This window comes from Photobacterium ganghwense (assembly GCF_017329545.1).
In the GTDB taxonomy this organism is placed as follows: domain Bacteria; phylum Pseudomonadota; class Gammaproteobacteria; order Enterobacterales; family Vibrionaceae; genus Photobacterium; species Photobacterium ganghwense.
The window spans coordinates 26754-47999 of the sequence record NZ_CP071325.1 but is presented as its reverse complement, the minus strand read 5'-3'; the positions used below and the strand labels follow the sequence as shown (position 1 = coordinate 47999).

9 protein-coding genes, 8 tRNA genes, 6 rRNA genes and 1 riboswitch are annotated in these 21246 nt (G+C 54.6%); of the genes, 2 read left to right on the top strand and 21 right to left on the bottom strand.

Features of this window, described 5'->3' with window-relative positions:
* Positions 1–43: 43 nt before the first annotated feature.
* Positions 44–1831 carry an aminopeptidase P family protein gene (locus FH974_RS00225; protein ID WP_047887318.1) on the top strand — a complete coding sequence of 596 codons (1788 nt, stop codon included), beginning with the start codon at positions 44–46 and terminating at the stop codon, positions 1829–1831.
* 101 nt (positions 1832–1932) lie between these two features.
* On the opposite strand, the gene thiH is transcribed toward FH974_RS00225, so the two are convergent.
* The 7 genes from thiH to FH974_RS00190 all read right to left on the bottom strand — a co-directional run bounded on the left by thiH (position 1933) and on the right by FH974_RS00190 (position 8718).
* Positions 1933–3045 (bottom strand): 2-iminoacetate synthase ThiH, encoded by a 1113-nt coding sequence (gene thiH / locus FH974_RS00220; protein WP_047887319.1) that lies wholly within the window; start codon positions 3043–3045, stop codon positions 1933–1935.
* A 9-nt stretch (positions 3046–3054) separates the two neighbouring features.
* Positions 3055–3852, bottom strand: coding sequence for a thiazole synthase (locus FH974_RS00215; RefSeq protein ID WP_047887320.1), 798 nt, complete (start codon positions 3850–3852; stop codon positions 3055–3057).
* Complete coding sequence (gene thiS, locus FH974_RS00210) at positions 3853–4074, bottom strand: sulfur carrier protein ThiS (RefSeq protein WP_047887321.1); 222 nt, start codon at positions 4072–4074, stop codon at positions 3853–3855.
* Complete coding sequence (locus tag FH974_RS00205) at positions 4071–4841, bottom strand: HesA/MoeB/ThiF family protein (protein WP_207103418.1); 771 nt, start codon at positions 4839–4841, stop codon at positions 4071–4073. Before FH974_RS00205 ends, thiS begins: the two co-directional genes overlap by 4 nt.
* Positions 4842–4843: 2 nt before the next feature.
* Complete coding sequence (gene thiE / locus FH974_RS00200) at positions 4844–6079, bottom strand: thiamine phosphate synthase (RefSeq protein WP_047887323.1); 1236 nt, start codon at positions 6077–6079, stop codon at positions 4844–4846.
* On the bottom strand, positions 6079–8001 hold the full coding sequence (thiC, locus tag FH974_RS00195; protein ID WP_207103417.1) for a phosphomethylpyrimidine synthase ThiC: 1923 nt from the start codon (positions 7999–8001) through the stop codon (positions 6079–6081). Before thiC ends, thiE begins: the two co-directional genes overlap by 1 nt.
* Before the next feature lie 118 nt (positions 8002–8119).
* A riboswitch (TPP riboswitch) is annotated at positions 8120–8217 on the bottom strand.
* A gap of 69 nt (positions 8218–8286) precedes the next feature.
* Entirely contained in the window at positions 8287–8718 is a 432-nt protein-coding gene (locus FH974_RS00190; RefSeq protein WP_047887325.1) for a universal stress protein, read from the bottom strand.
* Between the two features lie 168 nt (positions 8719–8886).
* Here FH974_RS00190 and crcB point away from each other — a divergent pair, with 168 nt between their 5' ends.
* Positions 8887–9270, top strand: a complete 384-nt coding sequence (crcB, locus tag FH974_RS00185; RefSeq protein ID WP_047887326.1) for a fluoride efflux transporter CrcB — start codon at positions 8887–8889, stop codon at positions 9268–9270.
* A 235-nt stretch (positions 9271–9505) separates the two neighbouring features.
* Here crcB and FH974_RS00180 read toward each other — a convergent pair.
* The 14 genes from FH974_RS00180 to FH974_RS00115 all read right to left on the bottom strand — a co-directional run bounded on the left by FH974_RS00180 (position 9506) and on the right by FH974_RS00115 (position 21081).
* Positions 9506–9582, bottom strand: a tRNA-Trp gene (locus FH974_RS00180).
* A gap of 314 nt (positions 9583–9896) precedes the next feature.
* Positions 9897–9973, bottom strand: a tRNA-Trp gene (locus FH974_RS00175).
* 36 nt (positions 9974–10009) lie between these two features.
* Positions 10010–10086: transfer RNA gene (locus tag FH974_RS00170), tRNA-Asp, on the bottom strand.
* Positions 10087–10130: 44 nt separating this feature from the next.
* Positions 10131–10246: ribosomal RNA gene (gene rrf, locus FH974_RS00165) — 5S ribosomal RNA — on the bottom strand.
* A gap of 116 nt (positions 10247–10362) precedes the next feature.
* A 23S ribosomal RNA gene (locus tag FH974_RS00160) occupies positions 10363–13254 on the bottom strand.
* A gap of 267 nt (positions 13255–13521) precedes the next feature.
* Positions 13522–13597 (bottom strand) — tRNA-Ala (locus FH974_RS00155).
* A 40-nt stretch (positions 13598–13637) separates the two neighbouring features.
* A tRNA-Ile gene (locus FH974_RS00150) sits at positions 13638–13714 on the bottom strand.
* 70 nt (positions 13715–13784) lie between these two features.
* Positions 13785–15336 (bottom strand): 16S ribosomal RNA (locus tag FH974_RS00145).
* Positions 15337–15695: 359 nt separating this feature from the next.
* Positions 15696–15811 (bottom strand): 5S ribosomal RNA (gene rrf / locus FH974_RS00140).
* Positions 15812–15927: 116 nt separating this feature from the next.
* A 23S ribosomal RNA gene (locus tag FH974_RS00135) occupies positions 15928–18818 on the bottom strand.
* 362 nt (positions 18819–19180) lie between these two features.
* Positions 19181–19256: transfer RNA gene (locus tag FH974_RS00130), tRNA-Val, on the bottom strand.
* Positions 19257–19286: 30 nt separating this feature from the next.
* Positions 19287–19362 (bottom strand) — tRNA-Lys (locus tag FH974_RS00125).
* 1 nt (position 19363) lies between these two features.
* Positions 19364–19439 (bottom strand) — tRNA-Glu (locus FH974_RS00120).
* A gap of 90 nt (positions 19440–19529) precedes the next feature.
* Positions 19530–21081: ribosomal RNA gene (locus FH974_RS00115) — 16S ribosomal RNA — on the bottom strand.
* The 16S, 23S and 5S rRNA genes sit together here with 8 tRNA genes alongside, the layout of an rRNA operon.
* Positions 21082–21246: the final 165 nt, after the last annotated feature.

Genomic DNA, 21246 nt, shown 5'->3' with positions numbered 1-21246 from the left:
ATGCCGTCACAGGGACGGTGACCCTTAGAAAGGAAATACACACATGCAAGCAGCTATTTCGCAACGTGTCGCGCAGATCCGCCAATGGCTGATCGACAACCAGCTCGACGCGATTCTTATTCCCCACGAAGACGAATACCTGGGCGAATACATTCCGGCACACAATGAACGCCTGCTGTGGGCAACCGGCTTCACAGGCTCTGCCGGTATGGCCGTGATCAGCCGCGACAAGGCCGCCATGTTTGTGGATGGCCGCTACGTCGTTCAGGTGCGCAAGCAGGTGCCGGGCGAGGTTTACGAGTACCGCCACCTGATTGACGAGCCACCGGTTCAGTGGGCGCTGGATAATCTGGCGACCGGCAGCAAAATAGCGATCGACCCGCGCCTGCACAGCAGTGCCTGGCTGAGCCGCACCCGCGAGCAGGTGCAGGGCGAGCTGGAACTGACCGTGATTGCAGAAAACCCGATCGATGTATTGTGGCATGACCGTCCGGCACCGACCCTGTCCAATGCCAAACTGATGAGTCTGGATTTTGTCGGGGTCAGCAGCGCCGACAAACGCGCTCAAATCGCCGCCGCGCTGACCAAGCAGAAAGCCGATGCTGTGCTACTGACCCAGCTTGACAGTATTGCGTGGCTGCTGAACATCCGCGGCAGCGATATCCCAAGCCTGCCGGTACTGTTGTCCACCGCGATCCTGCATGCCGATCAGAGTGTCGACTTCTTCATTGACCCGGCCCGCCTGCCGGAAGACTTCAGTGCCCATGTCGGCACCGGTGTCCGCGTACAGGATCCGGCGCATCTGGAAGCCAGCCTGACCCAGCTTGGCGGTAAAACCGTCCTGGTGGATCCGGCCACCAGCAATGCCTGGGCCAGCCAAACCCTACAGAGTGCCGGAGCCACGCTGATCGCGGCGGCCGACCCGTGCCTGCTGCCAAAAGCGGCGAAAAACCCGACCGAAATCGCCGGTATGAAAGCCTGCCATATCCGTGATGGTGTTGCGGTCTCGAAATTCCTGGCCTGGGTTGACCGTCAGGTTGCTCAGGGTAACCCGCTGGACGAAGGCACCCTGGCCGACCAGCTGTGGACGTTCCGCTGTGAAGACAGCAGCTGTACCGATGTCAGCTTCGATACCATTTCGGCAGCTGGCGGCAATGCCGCGATGTGCCACTACAACCACACCAATCAGCCAGCGCCAAGCGTGCTGGAGATGGACAATGTTTACCTGGTGGATTCAGGCGGCCAGTACCCGGACGGCACCACCGACATCACCCGAACAATTGCGGTTGGTGAGCCGGATGCCGAAGTGAAGCGCACCTTCACGCTGGTCCTGAAAGGTCACATTGCCCTTGCCTCTGCCCGCTTCCCGAAAGGCACCACCGGCTCGCAGCTGGACGCACTGGCTCGCCAGCACCTGTGGGCGCACGGCTTTGACTTCGACCACGGAACCGGCCACGGCGTCGGCCACTTCCTGAGTGTCCACGAAGGGCCACAGCGGATTGCCAAGGCCTACAACCCAACCGCTCTGCTGCCGGGTATGGTGCTGTCAAATGAGCCGGGCTACTACCGCGCTGACGCCTTCGGGATCCGAATTGAGAACCTGGAACTGGTGGTTGAAGTGGAAACCGCTGGTGACATGACCATGCTGGGTTTCGAGTCGCTGACCCGTGCCCCGATTGACCGCCGTCTGGTTGACTTGTCCCTACTGACAGACACCGAGCTGGCATGGCTGAACCGCTACCATCAAACGGTGTTTGCCGTGATCAGCCCGTCTCTGCAAGGTGACGATCTGGCCTGGCTGCAGCAGGCCACGGCACCGCTGAGCCGTTAAGCTCACGAAGCAAGCGCGGCGTCAAAGCAATAGCGCCGTCGCCCGGAAAGCAAAACGCCTGCATGATGCAGGCGTTTTTGTCTTTGGCGCTCACCGACACGTCAGCCAGAATAGGCCGGGTGCCAGTCTTTCCACACCACCTCAAAACCATGGTGTTTCACCGCACTGGCGACCTCTGCCACCGCCCGCTCATCGCTGATCGCAAACTGCTCCAGCTCCGGTTCATCATCGGCATAACCGCCCGGCTGGGTTTTTGACCCGGCAGACATGCTGGTGATCCCCAGCGGCAGCACGTTATCCCGAAACAGCGGCGACTCGCGCGTTGACAGCGACAGTTCCACCTCAGGGTTAAACAGGCGGTAAGCACAAATCAGCTGAACCAGCTGGCGATCCGACATCACCGATTTCGGTTGCAGCCCGCCGGTACACGGCCGCAGCCGCGGGAACGAAATTGAATAGCGGGTCTGCCAGTAGGTCTGCTCCAGGTAATCCAGATGACTGGCCACAAAAAAGCAGTCCGTCCGCCACTCTTCCAGCCCGATCAAAGCGCCGATGCCAATCTTGTCGATACCGGCACGGGCCAGCCGGTCCGGTGTTTCCAGCCGGTAGCGAAAATCCATCTTGTTACCGCGCAGATGGTGCTGGGCATAGGTCGGTGCGCTGTAGGTTTCCTGATACACCATGACCGCATCCAGACCGAGCGTTTTCAGTTCAGCATAGTCCGCCTGATCCAGCGGCTGCACTTCCATCGACAGATAACTGAAATGGGACTTGATGCGCGGCAGCGCCTCACGGAAATAGTCCATCCCGACCTTACGTTCATGCTCGCCGGTCACCAGCAGGATATTGTCGAAGTTCAAGGCTTTGATTGCCTCACACTCGCGCTCTATCTCAGCCAGATTCAGGGTACGTCGCTTGATCCGGTTATCCATCGAAAACCCGCAATACGTGCAGGAATTGGCGCACAGATTCGACAAATACAACGGGACATAAAACGAGATGGTACGCCCGAACCGCTTGCGGGTCAGCGCTGCCGATTGCTGCGCCATCTGCTCCAGATACGGCTCTGCCGCCGGGGAGATCAGGGCTTTGAAATCTTCCAGATCCCGCTTTGGCTTACGCAGTGCCCGCTCCACATCCGTTGCAGTTTTGCTGTAAATCGACAGCCGGACATCATCCCAGTCCAGCTGCTGCCATACATCCACATAGCTCATGGCGCCCCCTTAGGCTGTCGGATCGAAGGCCGTCGTCAGTACCGGCTGGTCGAGAAACGCGGTCAGCGGACTGGAGGCGATGGCATGGTTTACTGTCCCGGCCAGACCGGCTTCGTACGCCATCCGGCCACTCTCCACCGCCAGCCGGAACGCACGCCCCATCGCAATGGGATCGGCCGCCGCCGCAATCGCGGTATTCACCAGCACGGCATCAGCCCCCATTTCCATCGCTTCAGCAGCATGCGAGGGTGCCCCAATCCCGGCATCCACCACCACCGGCACCCGGGCCTGATCGATGATAATTTCCAGAAAATCCCGTGACGCTAATCCCTTGTTGGAACCGATCGGCGCGCCCAGCGGCATCACGGCGGCACAACCGACTTCTTCCAGCCGCTTACACAGCACCGGATCTGCATGGCAGTACGGCAACACGATAAAGCCTTCGCGCACCAGTATTTCCGCTGCCGCCAGGGTTTCAATCGGGTCCGGCATCAAGTATTTCGGATCCGGGTGGATTTCCAATTTCAGCCAGTTAGTGCCTAACGCCTCACGCGCCAGCTTGGCCGCAAAGACCGCTTCTTTGGCATTCTTGGCTCCGGAGGTATTTGGTAGCAGGCTAAGCCCGGCCGCCTGAATCGGCGCCAGGATATCATCGTCGCGGTTATCAATATCGACCCGTTTCAGCGCCATGGTCACCAGCTCGGAACCCGAAGCAATCAGGGATTCGGCCATCACTGTCCGGTTAGCGTACTTACCGGTACCGGTAAACAACCGGGATGAAAAGGTTTTATCGGCAATCTTAAGCATTCAGCCTCCTGCTATCGCTTGAAACAGGGCAATACGATCCCCTGCACTAAGTACCGTGGCATCCCAGGCACTGCGGGCCACGATCTCATCGTTCAGTGCCACCGCGGTGGCGTCCAGCGGCATTGCCAGCTGGGTAAGCAGCGCTGATAAGGTGGTGTCATCTGCCGGGATCTCGACCGGCTTATCATTGACCCGGATTTGAATCGCGGTTGTCGTTGTCATTCGTTGTTCTCTCCTGTGCCGCAAACCGGGCACCTGTGATCATGCGCTAAGCGAAAGGATTGCCACGTCATGTTCAGGCCATCGAACTGCTTGAGGGTCGCAAACCCCATGTCACCGGCACCGGCTAGCAACTTGATTGTCTCCAGCGCCTGTAAGGTGCCGATCGTGCCAACCACCGGCCCGGCAATACCGCTATTGCTGCAGTTCTGCGGCTGATCCGTAGCACCGGGACGGCGGGGAAACAGGCAGTGATAGCACGGCCCCTGACCGGCGCGAAAATCAAACGCCATCAGTTGCCCCTGCCAGCGGATGGCCGCTCCGGCAATCAGGGGCTTGCGAGCCTCCAGGCATGCCTGATTAACCGCGTGGCGGGTCTCCAGGTTGTCAGAGCAATCCAGCACCACATCGGCCAGGGCGACTTCCATCGCGAGCCGCTGACCGGCCAGTCTGGCCTTAACCGGACGTACCCGAATGTGAGGATTCAGCGCCCGCAATTGATCGGCGGCCTGTTCGGCTTTCGCCAGCCCGGCATCGCTGTCACGGTAAATCACCTGACGCTGAAGGTTCGAGCTTTCCACCTCGTCATCATCGGCAATCACCAGATGACCAATGCCCGCACTGGCCAGATACAAAGCCGCCGCCGAGCCCAGTCCACCGGCCCCAACCAGCAGTACCTGCGCCTGACTGAGCTTCGCCTGCCCGGCCTCACCGATTTCCGGCAGCATGATCTGACGGTTGTAACGCAAGAATTCCTGATCGCTTAGCATAGTCAGTCCTGTTGTGAGGGCCGCGGCGTGAGGATCTGGTTGAACGCCGCCACCGCCTGCGCCGGATCCGCCGCCTGCGTCACGGCGCGCACGACCGCGACACTGGTGATCCCGGTACGCCAGACGCGTTCCGCCCGTTCCAGATCAATGCCGCCAATAGCCACCGTCGGGAACGCTTCACCAATCAGTTTCTGATACAGCGCCAGACGACTCAGCCCTTGGGGCTTTGATGGCATCTCTTTGGTGGTGGTCGGGAAGATATGCCCCAGGGCGATATAGCTGGGCGCAAACTCTGCCGCCCGCAAAATTTCGTAATAACCGTGGGTCGACAGGCCCAGCCGTAATCCGGCCTGCTGGATAGCAGCCAAATCCGCGGTTTCCAAATCTTCCTGGCCGAGGTGTACCCCGTACGCCCGATGCGCAATCGCCAGTTGCCAGTAGTCGTTAATAAACACCTGAGCCTGATGCTGCTCACCGGCCTGAATCACGCGGTCAACCTGCTCAGCCAGATCTGGGGCTGTCGGGTCTTTGATCCGTAGCTGGGTTAGCTTGACGTCCAGTGCCAGCAGTGTTTCTACCCACTGGGCCGTATCCACGACCGGATACAACGCCATCTGTTCGCGGTTCATAGGTGCAAACGGTGCCACCGCGACTTCTGTACTTGTCCAGCCCAGCGCTTGTACTTCCGGGTGGTTCGCCGTCAGCGGACGCGGAAACAACGCTCTGGCCACCGGCCAGCTGACCTTACCATAGCCATTGGCATGGGTTTCGAGATACCCCCGGGCATGTGCCCGCGCCAGTGTCACGGCATCTTCCAGCGGATAATCCAGTGCCAGCGCAGTCAGCAGCATTGCTCGTTGCGGCTCACTGGCCCCGGCATGGTGGCAGTAAACCGCACGGGCCTCGCCGTTGTGATGCCACATATCGACACAACCGCTGTCCGTCGGCAAACCACACACCACCAGGTTAGGAGTGGCAGCCACTTTCCGCTGCATGTCAGCCACGGCAGGATATGGCGCGATCCATTGATCGCGCACGTCATATCCCATTGCGACAGGTTCGGCGGGGTTAAACGCCACCGCGAACGTACACCCGCCGACCTCCATGTCTACCACTGCCGACTCACTCCAGCCCACACTGACGGGCTCCCCTAACTGATACTTGTCGGCCGCCGCCAGCAGCGGCTCAAGATGCATCAACAAGGGGGTCAGGTGATCGGGTAAACACAATGCGTTCATTAGCTTTCCTCTTCAAGGGGATGGTAGAGCTCGCTTCCCCGGACACGGAACTCCTGCGCTTTCTGCTGCATCCCTTCCAACGGATCATCCAGCAGTTTGATCGTCAACGCGGCCTCCTGCTCGAGACCGCTGGCATACTCACGGACTTCCTGAGAGATCTTCATGGAGCAGAATTTCGGCCCGCACATTGAGCAGAAGTGAGCAATTTTGCCGGACTCCTGAGGGAGGGTTTCATCGTGGTAGGCGCGCGCCGTTTCCGGGTCTAAAGCCAGATTAAACTGATCTTCCCAGCGGAACTCAAAACGGGCTTTCGACAATGCGTTGTCCCGCACCTGAGCGCCAGGGTGACCTTTGGCTAAGTCTGCCGCATGGGCGCACAGCTTGTACGTGATCAGACCCACCTTTACGTCTTCCTTGTTCGGCAGCCCCAGGTGCTCTTTCGGCGTCACATAACACAGCATGGCACAGCCGTACCAGCCAATCATCGCCGCGCCGATCCCGGAAGTAATGTGGTCGTAGCCCGGCGCAATATCGGTGGTCAGCGGGCCAAGGGTATAGAAAGGCGCTTCGTGGCAGTGCTTGAGCTGCTCTTCCATGTTTTCTTTGATCATGTGCATCGGCACATGCCCCGGCCCTTCAATCATCACCTGTACATCGTATTCCCAGGCAATCTTGGTCAGCTCGCCCAGCGTACGCAGTTCGCTGAACTGGGCCTCATCGTTGGCATCCGCTACCGAGCCCGGACGCAGGCCATCTCCCAGTGACAGAGCGATATCGTACTGGGCACAGATTTCACAAATTTCGCGGAAGTGTTCATACAGGAAGCTTTCTTTGTGGTGTGCCAGACACCACTTGGCCATGATGGAGCCACCACGGGAAACGATGCCGGTCACACGTTTGGCGGTCATCGGGACATAACGCAGCAAGACTCCGGCGTGAATCGTAAAGTAATCGACCCCCTGCTCGGCCTGTTCCAGCAGCGTATCGCGGAACACTTCCCAGTTCAGGTTCTCGGCAATACCGTTCACTTTTTCCAGCGCCTGATACATCGGCACGGTACCGATTGGCACCGGGCTGTTACGGATGATCCACTCACGGGTTTCGTGGATATTACGGCCGGTAGACAGATCCATCACGGTATCGCCGCCCCAGCGGGTCGACCAGACCAGCTTTTCCACTTCCTCTTCAATCGAGGAACTGACCGAGGAGTTACCGATATTGGCATTCACTTTCACCAGGAAATTACGGCCGATGATCATAGGCTCGGATTCCGGGTGGTTGATGTTCGAAGGGATGATCGCACGCCCTTCTGCCACTTCCTGACGAACAAACTCAGGGGTGATATCTTCCGGCAGGTTGGCCCCGAAGTTTTGTCCCGGGTGTTGCTGGGTCAGTACCGCATCGCGATATTCCGCTCGCCCCATGTTTTCCCGGATGGCGATAAATTCCATCTCCGGGGTAATCATTCCCTGACGGGCGTAGTGCAGCTGGGTAACATTCGCGCCGGCTTTGGCACGGCGGATGCGGGCACGCTCACCAAAGCGCAGCTCATCCAGCGTGTCATCCGCCAATCGCTCCTTCGAGTACGCCGAGCTCAGTTCATCCAGCAGTTCAGTATCACCGCGCTCTGCAATCCACTGCTCACGCAGCTTTGGCAGACCGGCATAGATATCAATCGCGTAGTTAGGATCGGTATAGAAACCGGAGGTGTCATAGACCCGGACAGGCTCATTGGGCTCAAAAATCGGGGCGTCTTTGCTACCGCCAACCAGGCTGTCAGCCAGGGTAATTTCCCGCATCGGAACACGAATGTCCTCGCGACTACCAGTGACATAAACCTTTTGGGAATTGGGATAAGCTTGGGTGGTCAGTGAATCGATAAATTGTTTCGCTTCCAGTCTCGCTTGTTTGCGATTCGACATAGCAATTTCCTTGATGTCCGTAAATGGGGAAGTTGCTTATCGGATGGGTGCGTAAACAAGAGGCTACACGTAGGGTGTGCAGCATCATCTGGAACAGCAGCTGCGGATGCAGCAATACAGAAGATTTTCTCTTGTTCCCTTCGCAGGTATTAGCCTGATCAGGTTCTACGGATCCCGCAATGCGGTCTCAGCCTATTGGCACTCCGACAAGTTATCATCGAGTATAAGAGCTAATTGTACAGGCAGCAAGCAGCCTTCCGTCTATTTCACTCAGTCTGTGACAGGTCAGACCGTTGCCTGACAAATCAGAACATCACAGCGCGACTGCTGCGACAGTATCTGGCTGATATTGCCATACCACTGAATACCGGGTTTATGTGCACCAATCAGTACTAAATTGGCACCAATTTGCGTGACCAGCTCTACCAGGTGTTTGGCGACATCACCATCGGCAATATGCAACGCACGCACCTTATACGGCGATGCCTGAGAAAGTGCAGACAACTGCTGAATACGGGTTGCCTGTAAGTCCCTGTGCGCTTCCTCAAGACCCAGCTCAGCATCCAGAAAGCTCACATTCCCCAACCCCGGCTCGACAAACGCCACGTGCAATTCAGCATGGTTCTGCTGCGCAATTACCCCGGCTTTGACCATCAAGGTATGCGCATCACGGTTATCCGGATCTACCGCCAGTAATATTGTCTGATACAGTGCCATCGCTCCCTCCTCCGTTAACCCATTTCGATGTCAGCCCTTTAAGACTCTGAATGCAATCCAAATCACTTCAATCAATGATTGCAGATTTTCCCCGACACAAAGGTGATCCTTGCTGCCCTGTGTTCGTGGTATTAGTATGGCCACTCTTCATCTGCCGTTGTGATATCTATGAGTCAATTACTTTTTTTGGGACTGATCGCCTTAGGCGGCGCATTTGGCGCTTGCTCCCGCTACCTTATCTCTGAGCTGTGTGTGGCCTTATTAGGGCGAGGATTTCCCTATGGCACACTAGCCGTCAACGTAATTGGCTCTCTGATCATGGGAGTGTTGATGTCAGCCATCAATCAAGGCTGGCTAGAAGCGATCCCGGCCCGCCCATTGATTGGTTTAGGCTTTCTGGGCGCCCTGACGACATTTTCCACGTTTTCCATGGATAACGTTGTCTTGTTGCAACAAGGTGAGTTTCTCAAAGTAGGAATTAACATCCTGCTCAATGTGGCTGTCAGCCTAGCCGCCTGCTTTATCGGCTATCAACTCATACTGAAAAGCTGAGTGAATCCGTTACCTTTTCCAGCATCCATCCCAACAACCTCAGTCCCTGACTGAGGTTTGTTTACGCGCCAGACAAGACAAGCTTTACCCCTGACCACAGTTACCCATCCAGTCATCTATCCGCGGCTTCTGTCATACCATTATACCTCGGTGATGCCGTTGAACCTTGGAAACTACAGACGTAAAAAAGCCCCAGTCTCGCGTTCGTGACGCATAGACTGAGGCCTTATAAAGATGGCAGGGGTGGAGAGATTCGAACTCCCAACACGCGGATTTGGAATCCGCTGCTCTGCCAATTGGAGCTACACCCCTAATATTGTTTACGAAATTATTCTATCGACTCAACGCCAGAGGTCAATGCTGATTGTTTCGGTATTGCTCACAGATTTGATGATGAGCACAACTCTCCGCTCGTCTATCTACTCAATTATTCCTTCATCCTACGCACTTTGCACTGTCTCTCATCGCGCTACGCCAAGCCGGCATCATTCCTTGAGACACTCTCTGAGTACAAAGACAAAAACAAAGACAGACTGAAGAGAAGAAGCATAGGAGAATATCTGCTGAATAGTTTTTCAAATTTCAAATGCAAAAAAGCCCCAGCATTTCTGCTGAGGCTTCAAAAGTGGCAGGGGTGGAGAGATTCGAACTCCCAACACGCGGATTTGGAATCCGCTGCTCTGCCAATTGGAGCTACACCCCTGTAGTTATTTTTAAGACTTAACTTTGTCTGAATAAGTGGCGGAGCGGACGGGACTCGAACCCGCGACCCCCGGCGTGACAGGCCGGTATTCTAACCAACTGAACTACCGCTCCACTCAGGATTAACGTTTCGTTCATAACGCTAACCTAAATTGGGTGCCTGGCGATGTCCTACTCTCACATGGGGAGGCCCCACACTACCATCGGCGCTGCTGCGTTTCACGTCTGAGTTCGGCATGGGATCAGGTGGGTCCACAGCGCTATGGTCGCCAGGCAAATTCTTTGATTCGCCGCCCGCAGGCCGCAAATCACAATCTTGGAAAAAACTGACGAAAGTTCAAGCACACCATTCAAGTGCTCGTGGAGTCCGTAAAACCCCTTGGGTGTTGTATGGTTAAGCCGCACGGGCAATTAGTACAGGTTAGCTCAACGCCTCACAGCGCTTACACACCCTGCCTATCAACGTTCTAGTCTCGAACAACCCTTCAGAGAGCTTAAAGCTCTGGGGATGACTCATCTTGAGGCTCGCTTCCCGCTTAGATGCTTTCAGCGGTTATCGATTCCGAACTTAGCTACCGGGCAATGCGTCTGGCGACACAACCCGAACACCAGAGGTTCGTCCACTCCGGTCCTCTCGTACTAGGAGCAGCCCCTCTCAATCATCCAACGCCCACGGCAGATAGGGACCGAACTGTCTCACGACGTTCTAAACCCAGCTCGCGTACCACTTTAAATGGCGAACAGCCATACCCTTGGGACCGACTTCAGCCCCAGGATGTGATGAGCCGACATCGAGGTGCCAAACACCGCCGTCGATATGAACTCTTGGGCGGTATCAGCCTGTTATCCCCGGAGTACCTTTTATCCGTTGAGCGATGGCCCTTCCATTCAGAACCACCGGATCACTATGACCTGCTTTCGCACCTGCTCGAACCGTCATTCTCGCAGTCAAGCGGGCTTATGCCATTGCACTAACCTCACGATGTCCGACCGTGATTAGCCCACCTTCGTGCTCCTCCGTTACGCTTTGGGAGGAGACCGCCCCAGTCAAACTACCCACCAGGCACTGTCCGCACCCCCGATGAGGGGGCGACGTTAGAACATCAACACTACAAGGGTGGTATTTCAAGGACGGCTCCACAGATACTGGCGTACCTGCTTCGAAGCCTCCCACCTATCCTACACATGTAGGGTCAATGTTCAGTGCCAAGCTGTAGTAAAGGTTCACGGGGTCTTTCCGTCTAGCCGCGGGTACGCAGCATCTTCACTGCGATTTCAATTTCACTGAGTCTCGGGTGGAGACAGCGTGGCCATCATTACGCCATTCGTGCAGGTCGGAACTTACCCGACAAGGAATTTCGCTACCTTAGGACCGTTATAGTTACGGCCGCCGTTTACCGGGGCTTCGATCAAGAGCTTCTCCCTAAGGATAACCCCATCAATTAACCTTCCGGCACCGGGCAGGCGTCACACCGTATACGTCATCTTTCGATTTTGCACAGTGCTGTGTTTTTAATAAACAGTTGCAGCCACCTGGTATCTGCGACTGCCAGCAGCTCCAAGAGCAAGTCTCTTCACCGCCGGCAGCGTACCTTCTCCCGAAGTTACGGTACCATTTTGCCTAGTTCCTTCACCCGAGTTCTCTCAAGCGCCTTGGTATTCTCTACCCGACCACCTGTGTCGGTTTGGGGTACGATTTCTTGCTATCTGAAGCTTAGAGGCTTTTCCCGGAAGCATGGCATCAATGACTTCAGCACCGTGGTGCCTCGACATCGGGTCTCAGCCTTGAGATGGTCCGGATTTGCCTAAACCATCAGCCTACACCCTTGAACCTGGACAACCGTCGCCAGGCCCACCTAGCCTTCTCCGTCCCCCCATCGCAATAGCAAGAAGTACGGGAATATTAACCCGTTTCCCATCGACTACGCCTTTCGGCCTCGCCTTAGGGGTCGACTCACCCTGCCCCGATTAACGTTGGACAGGAACCCTTGGTCTTCCGGCGAGGAGGTTTTTCACCCCCTTTATCGTTACTCATGTCAGCATTCGCACTTCTGATACCTCCAGCGCCCCTTACAGGACACCTTCAGCGGCTTACAGAACGCTCCCCTACCCAATACGCTAATGCGCATTGCCGCAGCTTCGGTGTATCGCTTAGCCCCGTTAAATCTTCCGCGCAGGCCGACTCGACCAGTGAGCTATTACGCTTTCTTTAAATGATGGCTGCTTCTAAGCCAACATCCTGGCTGTCTGAGCCTTCCCACATCGTTTCCCACTTAGCGATAACTTTGGGACCTTAGCTGGCGGTCTGGGTTGTTTCCCTCTCCACGACGGACGTTAGCACCCGCCGTGTGTCTCCCGGATAGTACTTACTGGTATTCGGAGTTTGCAAAGGGTTGGTAAGTCGGGATGACCCCCTAGCCTTAACAGTGCTCTACCCCCAGTAGTATTCGTCCGAGGCGCTACCTAAATAGCTTTCGGGGAGAACCAGCTATCTCCGAGTTTGATTGGCCTTTCACCCCTAGCCACAAGTCATCCGCTAATTTTTCAACATTAGTCGGTTCGGTCCTCCAGTGCGTGTTACCGCACCTTCAACCTGCCCATGGCTAGATCACTCGGTTTCGGGTCTAATCCCAGCAACTGCACGCCCAGTTAAGACTCGGTTTCCCTACGGCTCCCCTATACGGTTAACCTTGCTACTGAAATTAAGTCGCTGACCCATTATACAAAAGGTACGCAGTCACAGGACGAAGCCTGCTCCTACTGCTTGTACGTACACGGTTTCAGGTTCTATTTCACTCCCCTCACAGGGGTTCTTTTCGCCTTTCCCTCACGGTACTGGTTCACTATCGGTCAGTCAGGAGTATTTAGCCTTGGAGGATGGTCCCCCCATCTTCAGACAAGATAACACGTGTCCCGTCCTACTCGTTTTCACGCCAAATGTGTTGTCGGCTACGGGGCTGTCACCCTGTATCGCTGAGCTTTCCAGCTCATTCGCCTGACACCTAAAGCGCTTAAGGGCTAATCCGGTTTCGCTCGCCGCTACTGCCGGAATCTCGGTTGATTTCTCTTCCTCGGGGTACTTAGATGTTTCAGTTCCCCCGGTTCGCCTCACCAAGCTATGTATTCACTTGATGATAACTGCTTATGCAGCTGGGTTTCCCCATTCGGAAATCGTAGACTCAAGTGGCTCTTACTGCCTCATCTACGCTTATCGCAAGTTAGTACGTCCTTCATCGCCTCTGACTGCCCAGGCATCCACCGTGTACGCTTAGTCACTTAACCATACAACCCCAAGAGGTTTCGTATGTTCAAACAACCAAGGTTTTTCCATCTGAGTTAAGATGGTTAGTTTGTTTTGCCGGACTCTTCTTACACAAGACACTTGAATGTGTATTGCTTGAGAACTCGTTTCTCTTTCGAGAAACAATAATTTCGATTCATCTGAATCGAATTACTAGTCAGCTTTCCAGATTGTTAAAGAGCATGTGTCGTTATCTCCAACGAGATAACGCCACTGTTTAAAGATTCTCAGGGAAAACCCTTAAAGAGTGGTGGAGCTAAGCAGGATCGAACTGCTGACCTCCTGCGTGCAAGGCAGGCGCTCTCCCAGCTGAGCTATAGCCCCAACGTTTCCGATGCCTCACCAGCTTCCTTTGGGCAGGAAGTGGTGGGTCTGAGTGGACTTGAACCACCGACCTCACCCTTATCAGGGGTGCGCTCTAACCACCTGAGCTACAGACCCAGCATCGTTTCGCTCTTCACATTTTAACCAAGCAATCTGTGTGGACACTACGCAAAGCGCAGTCTTTAGGTAAGGAGGTGATCCAGCCCCAGGTTCCCCTAGGGCTACCTTGTTACGACTTCACCCCAGTCATGAACCACACCGTGGTAAACGCCCTCCCGAAGGTTAAGCTATCTACTTCTGGTGCAGCCCACTCCCATGGTGTGACGGGCGGTGTGTACAAGGCCCGGGAACGTATTCACCGTGGCATTCTGATCCACGATTACTAGCGATTCCGACTTCATGGAGTCGAGTTGCAGACTCCAATCCGGACTACGACATACTTTGTGGGATTCGCTCCACCTCGCGGTCTTGCTGCCCTCTGTATATGCCATTGTAGCACGTGTGTAGCCCTACTCGTAAGGGCCATGATGACTTGACGTCGTCCCCACCTTCCTCCGGTTTATCACCGGCAGTCTCCCTGGAGTTCCCACCCGAAGTGCTGGCAAACAAGGATAAGGGTTGCGCTCGTTGCGGGACTTAACCCAACATTTCACAACACGAGCTGACGACAGCCATGCAGCACCTGTCTCACGGTTCCCGAAGGCACTCCCGCATCTCTGCAGGATTCCGTGGATGTCAAGAGTAGGTAAGGTTCTTCGCGTTGCATCGAATTAAACCACATGCTCCACCGCTTGTGCGGGCCCCCGTCAATTCATTTGAGTTTTAATCTTGCGACCGTACTCCCCAGGCGGTCTACTTAACGCGTTAGCTCCGAAAGCCAGTGTTCAAGACACCAACCTCCAAGTAGACATCGTTTACGGCGTGGACTACCAGGGTATCTAATCCTGTTTGCTCCCCACGCTTTCGCATCTGAGCGTCAGTCTTTGTCCAGGGGGCCGCCTTCGCCACCGGTATTCCTTCAGATCTCTACGCATTTCACCGCTACACCTGAAATTCTACCCCCCTCTACAAGACTCTAGCCTGCCAGTTCCAAATGCGATTCCGAGGTTGAGCCCCGGGCTTTCACATCTGGCTTAACAAGCCGCCTGCATGCGCTTTACGCCCAGTAATTCCGATTAACGCTCGCACCCTCCGTATTACCGCGGCTGCTGGCACGGAGTTAGCCGGTGCTTCTTCTGCAGCTAACGTCAAACGATACCGCTATTAACGATACCGCCTTCCTCACTGCTGAAAGTGCTTTACAACCCGAAGGCCTTCTTCACACACGCGGCATGGCTGCATCAGGGTTTCCCCCATTGTGCAATATTCCCCACTGCTGCCTCCCGTAGGAGTCTGGACCGTGTCTCAGTTCCAGTGTGGCTGATCATCCTCTCAGACCAGCTAGGGATCGTCGCCTAGGTGAGCCGTTACCCCACCTACTAGCTAATCCCACCTGGGCCAATCTTAGCGCGAGAGGCCCGAAGGTCCCCCTCTTTGCTCCGTAGAGATTATGCGGTATTAGCCATCGTTTCCAATGGTTATCCCCCACACTAAGGCATGTTCCCAGGCATTACTCACCCGTCCGCCGCTCGCCGCCCAACAAATCCCCCGAAGGGTCAATGTTGTCGCTGCCGCTCGACTTGCATGTGTTAGGCCTGCCGCCAGCGTTCAATCTGAGCCATGATCAAACTCTTCAATTAAAGTTTTGGCTCGATGAATACTGAATTAAATTGACTGTGCCAAAATAACCGAAGCTATTTTGAATTGGTCACTCAGTTCATCGATAAATCTTTTTGACTATCAGTTCACGAGTGCCCACACAGATTGCATGGTCAAATTGTTAAAGAACGTTGACTTTCAATGCGTTAGCGCGAGTGCGCTTCAGCAAGTCAGGACGCGTATACTACGCGTTCCAGTTTTTAAGTCAAGATAAAACTTTCTCACCTTTTTTGCCAACCGTCGAGAAAGTAAAAACCTTATGTTGACTCCGCTCACTGATCACCATCGGTGAGAGCGAAAGAAAAGCCCGTTGTGACCCAACGGGCTTTCTGGAATAGGTGCCTGGCGATGTCCTACTCTCACATGGGGAGGCCCCACACTACCATCGGCGCTGCTGCGTTTCACGTCTGAGTTCGGCATGGGATCAGGTGGGTCCACAGCGCTATGGTCGCCAGGCAAATTCTTTGATTCACCGCCCGCAGGCCGCAAATCACAATCTTGGAAAAAACTGACTAAAGTTCAAGCACACCATTCAAGTGCTCGTGGAGTCCGTAAAACCCCTTGGGTGTTGTATGGTTAAGCCGCACGGGCAATTAGTACAGGTTAGCTCAACGCCTCACAGCGCTTACACACCCTGCCTATCAACGTTCTAGTCTCGAACAACCCTTCAGAGAGCTTAAAGCTCTGGGGATGACTCATCTTGAGGCTCGCTTCCCGCTTAGATGCTTTCAGCGGTTATCGATTCCGAACTTAGCTACCGGGCAATGCGTCTGGCGACACAACCCGAACACCAGAGGTTCGTCCACTCCGGTCCTCTCGTACTAGGAGCAGCCCCTCTCAATCATCCAACGCCCACGGCAGATAGGGACCGAACTGTCTCACGACGTTCTAAACCCAGCTCGCGTACCACTTTAAATGGCGAACAGCCATACCCTTGGGACCGACTTCAGCCCCAGGATGTGATGAGCCGACATCGAGGTGCCAAACACCGCCGTCGATATGAACTCTTGGGCGGTATCAGCCTGTTATCCCCGGAGTACCTTTTATCCGTTGAGCGATGGCCCTTCCATTCAGAACCACCGGATCACTATGACCTGCTTTCGCACCTGCTCGAACCGTCATTCTCGCAGTCAAGCGGGCTTATGCCATTGCACTAACCTCACGATGTCCGACCGTGATTAGCCCACCTTCGTGCTCCTCCGTTACGCTTTGGGAGGAGACCGCCCCAGTCAAACTACCCACCAGGCACTGTCCGCACCCCCGATGAGGGGGCGACGTTAGAACATCAACACTACAAGGGTGGTATTTCAAGGACGGCTCCACAGATACTGGCGTACCTGCTTCGAAGCCTCCCACCTATCCTACACATGTAGGGTCAATGTTCAGTGCCAAGCTGTAGTAAAGGTTCACGGGGTCTTTCCGTCTAGCCGCGGGTACGCAGCATCTTCACTGCGATTTCAATTTCACTGAGTCTCGGGTGGAGACAGCGTGGCCATCATTACGCCATTCGTGCAGGTCGGAACTTACCCGACAAGGAATTTCGCTACCTTAGGACCGTTATAGTTACGGCCGCCGTTTACCGGGGCTTCGATCAAGAGCTTCTCCCTAAGGATAACCCCATCAATTAACCTTCCGGCACCGGGCAGGCGTCACACCGTATACGTCATCTTTCGATTTTGCACAGTGCTGTGTTTTTAATAAACAGTTGCAGCCACCTGGTATCTGCGACTGCCAGCAGCTCCAAGAGCAAGTCTCTTCACCGCCGGCAGCGTACCTTCTCCCGAAGTTACGGTACCATTTTGCCTAGTTCCTTCACCCGAGTTCTCTCAAGCGCCTTGGTATTCTCTACCCGACCACCTGTGTCGGTTTGGGGTACGATTTCTTGCTATCTGAAGCTTAGAGGCTTTTCCCGGAAGCATGGCATCAATGACTTCAGCACCGTGGTGCCTCGACATCGGGTCTCAGCCTTAAGATGGTCCGGATTTGCCTAAACCATCAGCCTACACCCTTGAACCTGGACAACCGTCGCCAGGCCCACCTAGCCTTCTCCGTCCCCCCATCGCAATAGCAAGAAGTACGGGAATATTAACCCGTTTCCCATCGACTACGCCTTTCGGCCTCGCCTTAGGGGTCGACTCACCCTGCCCCGATTAACGTTGGACAGGAACCCTTGGTCTTCCGGCGAGGAGGTTTTTCACCCCCTTTATCGTTACTCATGTCAGCATTCGCACTTCTGATACCTCCAGCGCCCCTTACAGGACACCTTCAGCGGCTTACAGAACGCTCCCCTACCCAATACGCTAATGCGCATTGCCGCAGCTTCGGTGTATCGCTTAGCCCCGTTAAATCTTCCGCGCAGGCCGACTCGACCAGTGAGCTATTACGCTTTCTTTAAATGATGGCTGCTTCTAAGCCAACATCCTGGCTGTCTGAGCCTTCCCACATCGTTTCCCACTTAGCGATAACTTTGGGACCTTAGCTGGCGGTCTGGGTTGTTTCCCTCTCCACGACGGACGTTAGCACCCGCCGTGTGTCTCCCGGATAGTACTTACTGGTATTCGGAGTTTGCAAAGGGTTGGTAAGTCGGGATGACCCCCTAGCCTTAACAGTGCTCTACCCCCAGTAGTATTCGTCCGAGGCGCTACCTAAATAGCTTTCGGGGAGAACCAGCTATCTCCGAGTTTGATTGGCCTTTCACCCCTAGCCACAAGTCATCCGCTAATTTTTCAACATTAGTCGGTTCGGTCCTCCAGTGCGTGTTACCGCACCTTCAACCTGCCCATGGCTAGATCACTCGGTTTCGGGTCTAATCCCAGCAACTGCACGCCCAGTTAAGACTCGGTTTCCCTACGGCTCCCCTATACGGTTAACCTTGCTACTGAAATTAAGTCGCTGACCCATTATACAAAAGGTACGCAGTCACAGGACAAAGCCTGCTCCTACTGCTTGTACGTACACGGTTTCAGGTTCTATTTCACTCCCCTCACAGGGGTTCTTTTCGCCTTTCCCTCACGGTACTGGTTCACTATCGGTCAGTCAGGAGTATTTAGCCTTGGAGGATGGTCCCCCCATCTTCAGACAAGATAACACGTGTCCCGTCCTACTCGTTTTCACTGATAAGGTGTTGTCGGCTACGGGGCTGTCACCCTGTATCGCTGAGCTTTCCAGCTCATTCACCTGACACCAAACCACTTAAGGGCTAATCCGGTTTCGCTCGCCGCTACTGCCGGAATCTCGGTTGATTTCTCTTCCTCGGGGTACTTAGATGTTTCAGTTCCCCCGGTTCGCCTCACCAAGCTATGTATTCACTTGATGATAACTGCTTATGCAGCTGGGTTTCCCCATTCGGAAATCGCAGACTCAAGTGGCTCTTACTGCCTCATCTACGCTTATCGCAAGTTAGTACGTCCTTCATCGCCTCTGACTGCCCAGGCATCCACCGTGTACGCTTAGTCACTTAACCATACAACCCCAAGAGGTTTCGTATGTTCAAACAACCAAGGTTTTTCCATCTGAGTTAAGATGGTTAGTTTGTTTTGCCGGACTCTTCTTACACAAGACACTTGAATGTGTATTGCTTGAGAACTCGTTTCTCTTTCGAGAAACAATAATTTCGATTCATCTGAATCGAATTACTAGTCAGCTTTCCAGATTGTTAAAGAGCATGTGTTGTTATCCCGAAGAATAGACACTTTCTAACAACACTCGTAAGTGTGTTTAGAGAGTGGTGGAGCTAGCGGGATCGAACGCCGACCTCTTGCATGCATGCAAGCGCTCTCCCAGCTGAGCTATAGCCCCTCTAATTTCAGTCTTTCTAAAGAAAGATGGTGGGCGATACCGGGCTCGAACCAGTGACCCCCTCCTTGTAAGGGAGGTGCTCTCCCAACTGAGCTAATCGCCCTCCGATGTTTTACATCTTCCGAGGAGAAGATGGTGGGTCGTGCAGGATTCGAACCTGCGACCAATTGATTAAAAGTCAACTGCTCTACCAACTGAGCTAACGACCCGTGGCGTCCCATAGGGGAGTCGAACCCCTGTTACCGCCGTGAAAGGGCGGTGTCCTAGGCCTCTAGACGAATGGGACTTTTGTTTCGGGTTTGGGTACCCGAACACATGTTCTCTACATTTCGACCAAGCAATCTGTGTGGACACTACGCAAAGCGCAGTCTTTAGGTAAGGAGGTGATCCAGCCCCAGGTTCCCCTAGGGCTACCTTGTTACGACTTCACCCCAGTCATGAACCACACCGTGGTAAACGCCCTCCCGAAGGTTAAGCTATCTACTTCTGGTGCAGCCCACTCCCATGGTGTGACGGGCGGTGTGTACAAGGCCCGGGAACGTATTCACCGTGGCATTCTGATCCACGATTACTAGCGATTCCGACTTCATGGAGTCGAGTTGCAGACTCCAATCCGGACTACGACATACTTTGTGGGATTCGCTCCACCTCGCGGTCTTGCTGCCCTCTGTATATGCCATTGTAGCACGTGTGTAGCCCTACTCGTAAGGGCCATGATGACTTGACGTCGTCCCCACCTTCCTCCGGTTTATCACCGGCAGTCTCCCTGGAGTTCCCACCCGAAGTGCTGGCAAACAAGGATAAGGGTTGCGCTCGTTGCGGGACTTAACCCAACATTTCACAACACGAGCTGACGACAGCCATGCAGCACCTGTCTCACGGTTCCCGAAGGCACTCCCGCATCTCTGCAGGATTCCGTGGATGTCAAGAGTAGGTAAGGTTCTTCGCGTTGCATCGAATTAAACCACATGCTCCACCGCTTGTGCGGGCCCCCGTCAATTCATTTGAGTTTTAATCTTGCGACCGTACTCCCCAGGCGGTCTACTTAACGCGTTAGCTCCGAAAGCCAGTGTTCAAGACACCAACCTCCAAGTAGACATCGTTTACGGCGTGGACTACCAGGGTATCTAATCCTGTTTGCTCCCCACGCTTTCGCATCTGAGCGTCAGTCTTTGTCCAGGGGGCCGCCTTCGCCACCGGTATTCCTTCAGATCTCTACGCATTTCACCGCTACACCTGAAATTCTACCCCCCTCTACAAGACTCTAGCCTGCCAGTTCCAAATGCGATTCCGAGGTTGAGCCCCGGGCTTTCACATCTGGCTTAACAAGCCGCCTGCATGCGCTTTACGCCCAGTAATTCCGATTAACGCTCGCACCCTCCGTATTACCGCGGCTGCTGGCACGGAGTTAGCCGGTGCTTCTTCTGCAGCTAACGTCAAACAATACCGCTGTTAACGATACCGCCTTCCTCACTGCTGAAAGTGCTTTACAACCCGAAGGCCTTCTTCACACACGCGGCATGGCTGCATCAGGGTTTCCCCCATTGTGCAATATTCCCCACTGCTGCCTCCCGTAGGAGTCTGGACCGTGTCTCAGTTCCAGTGTGGCTGATCATCCTCTCAGACCAGCTAGGGATCGTCGCCTAGGTGAGCCGTTACCCCACCTACTAGCTAATCCCACCTGGGCCAATCTTAGCGCGAGAGGCCCGAAGGTCCCCCTCTTTGCTCCGAAGAGATTATGCGGTATTAGCCATCGTTTCCAATGGTTATCCCCCACACTAAGGCATGTTCCCAGGCATTACTCACCCGTCCGCCGCTCGCCGCCCAACAAATCCCCCGAAGGGTCAATGTTGTCGCTGCCGCTCGACTTGCATGTGTTAGGCCTGCCGCCAGCGTTCAATCTGAGCCATGATCAAACTCTTCAATTAAAGTTTTGGCTCGATGAATACTGAATTAAATTGACTGTGCCAAAATAACCGAAGTCATTTTGAATTGGTCACTCAGTTCATCGATAAATCTTTTTGACTATCAGTTCACGAGTGCCCACACAGATTGCATGGTCAAATTGTTAAAGAACTTTTCTTTCACGTCGC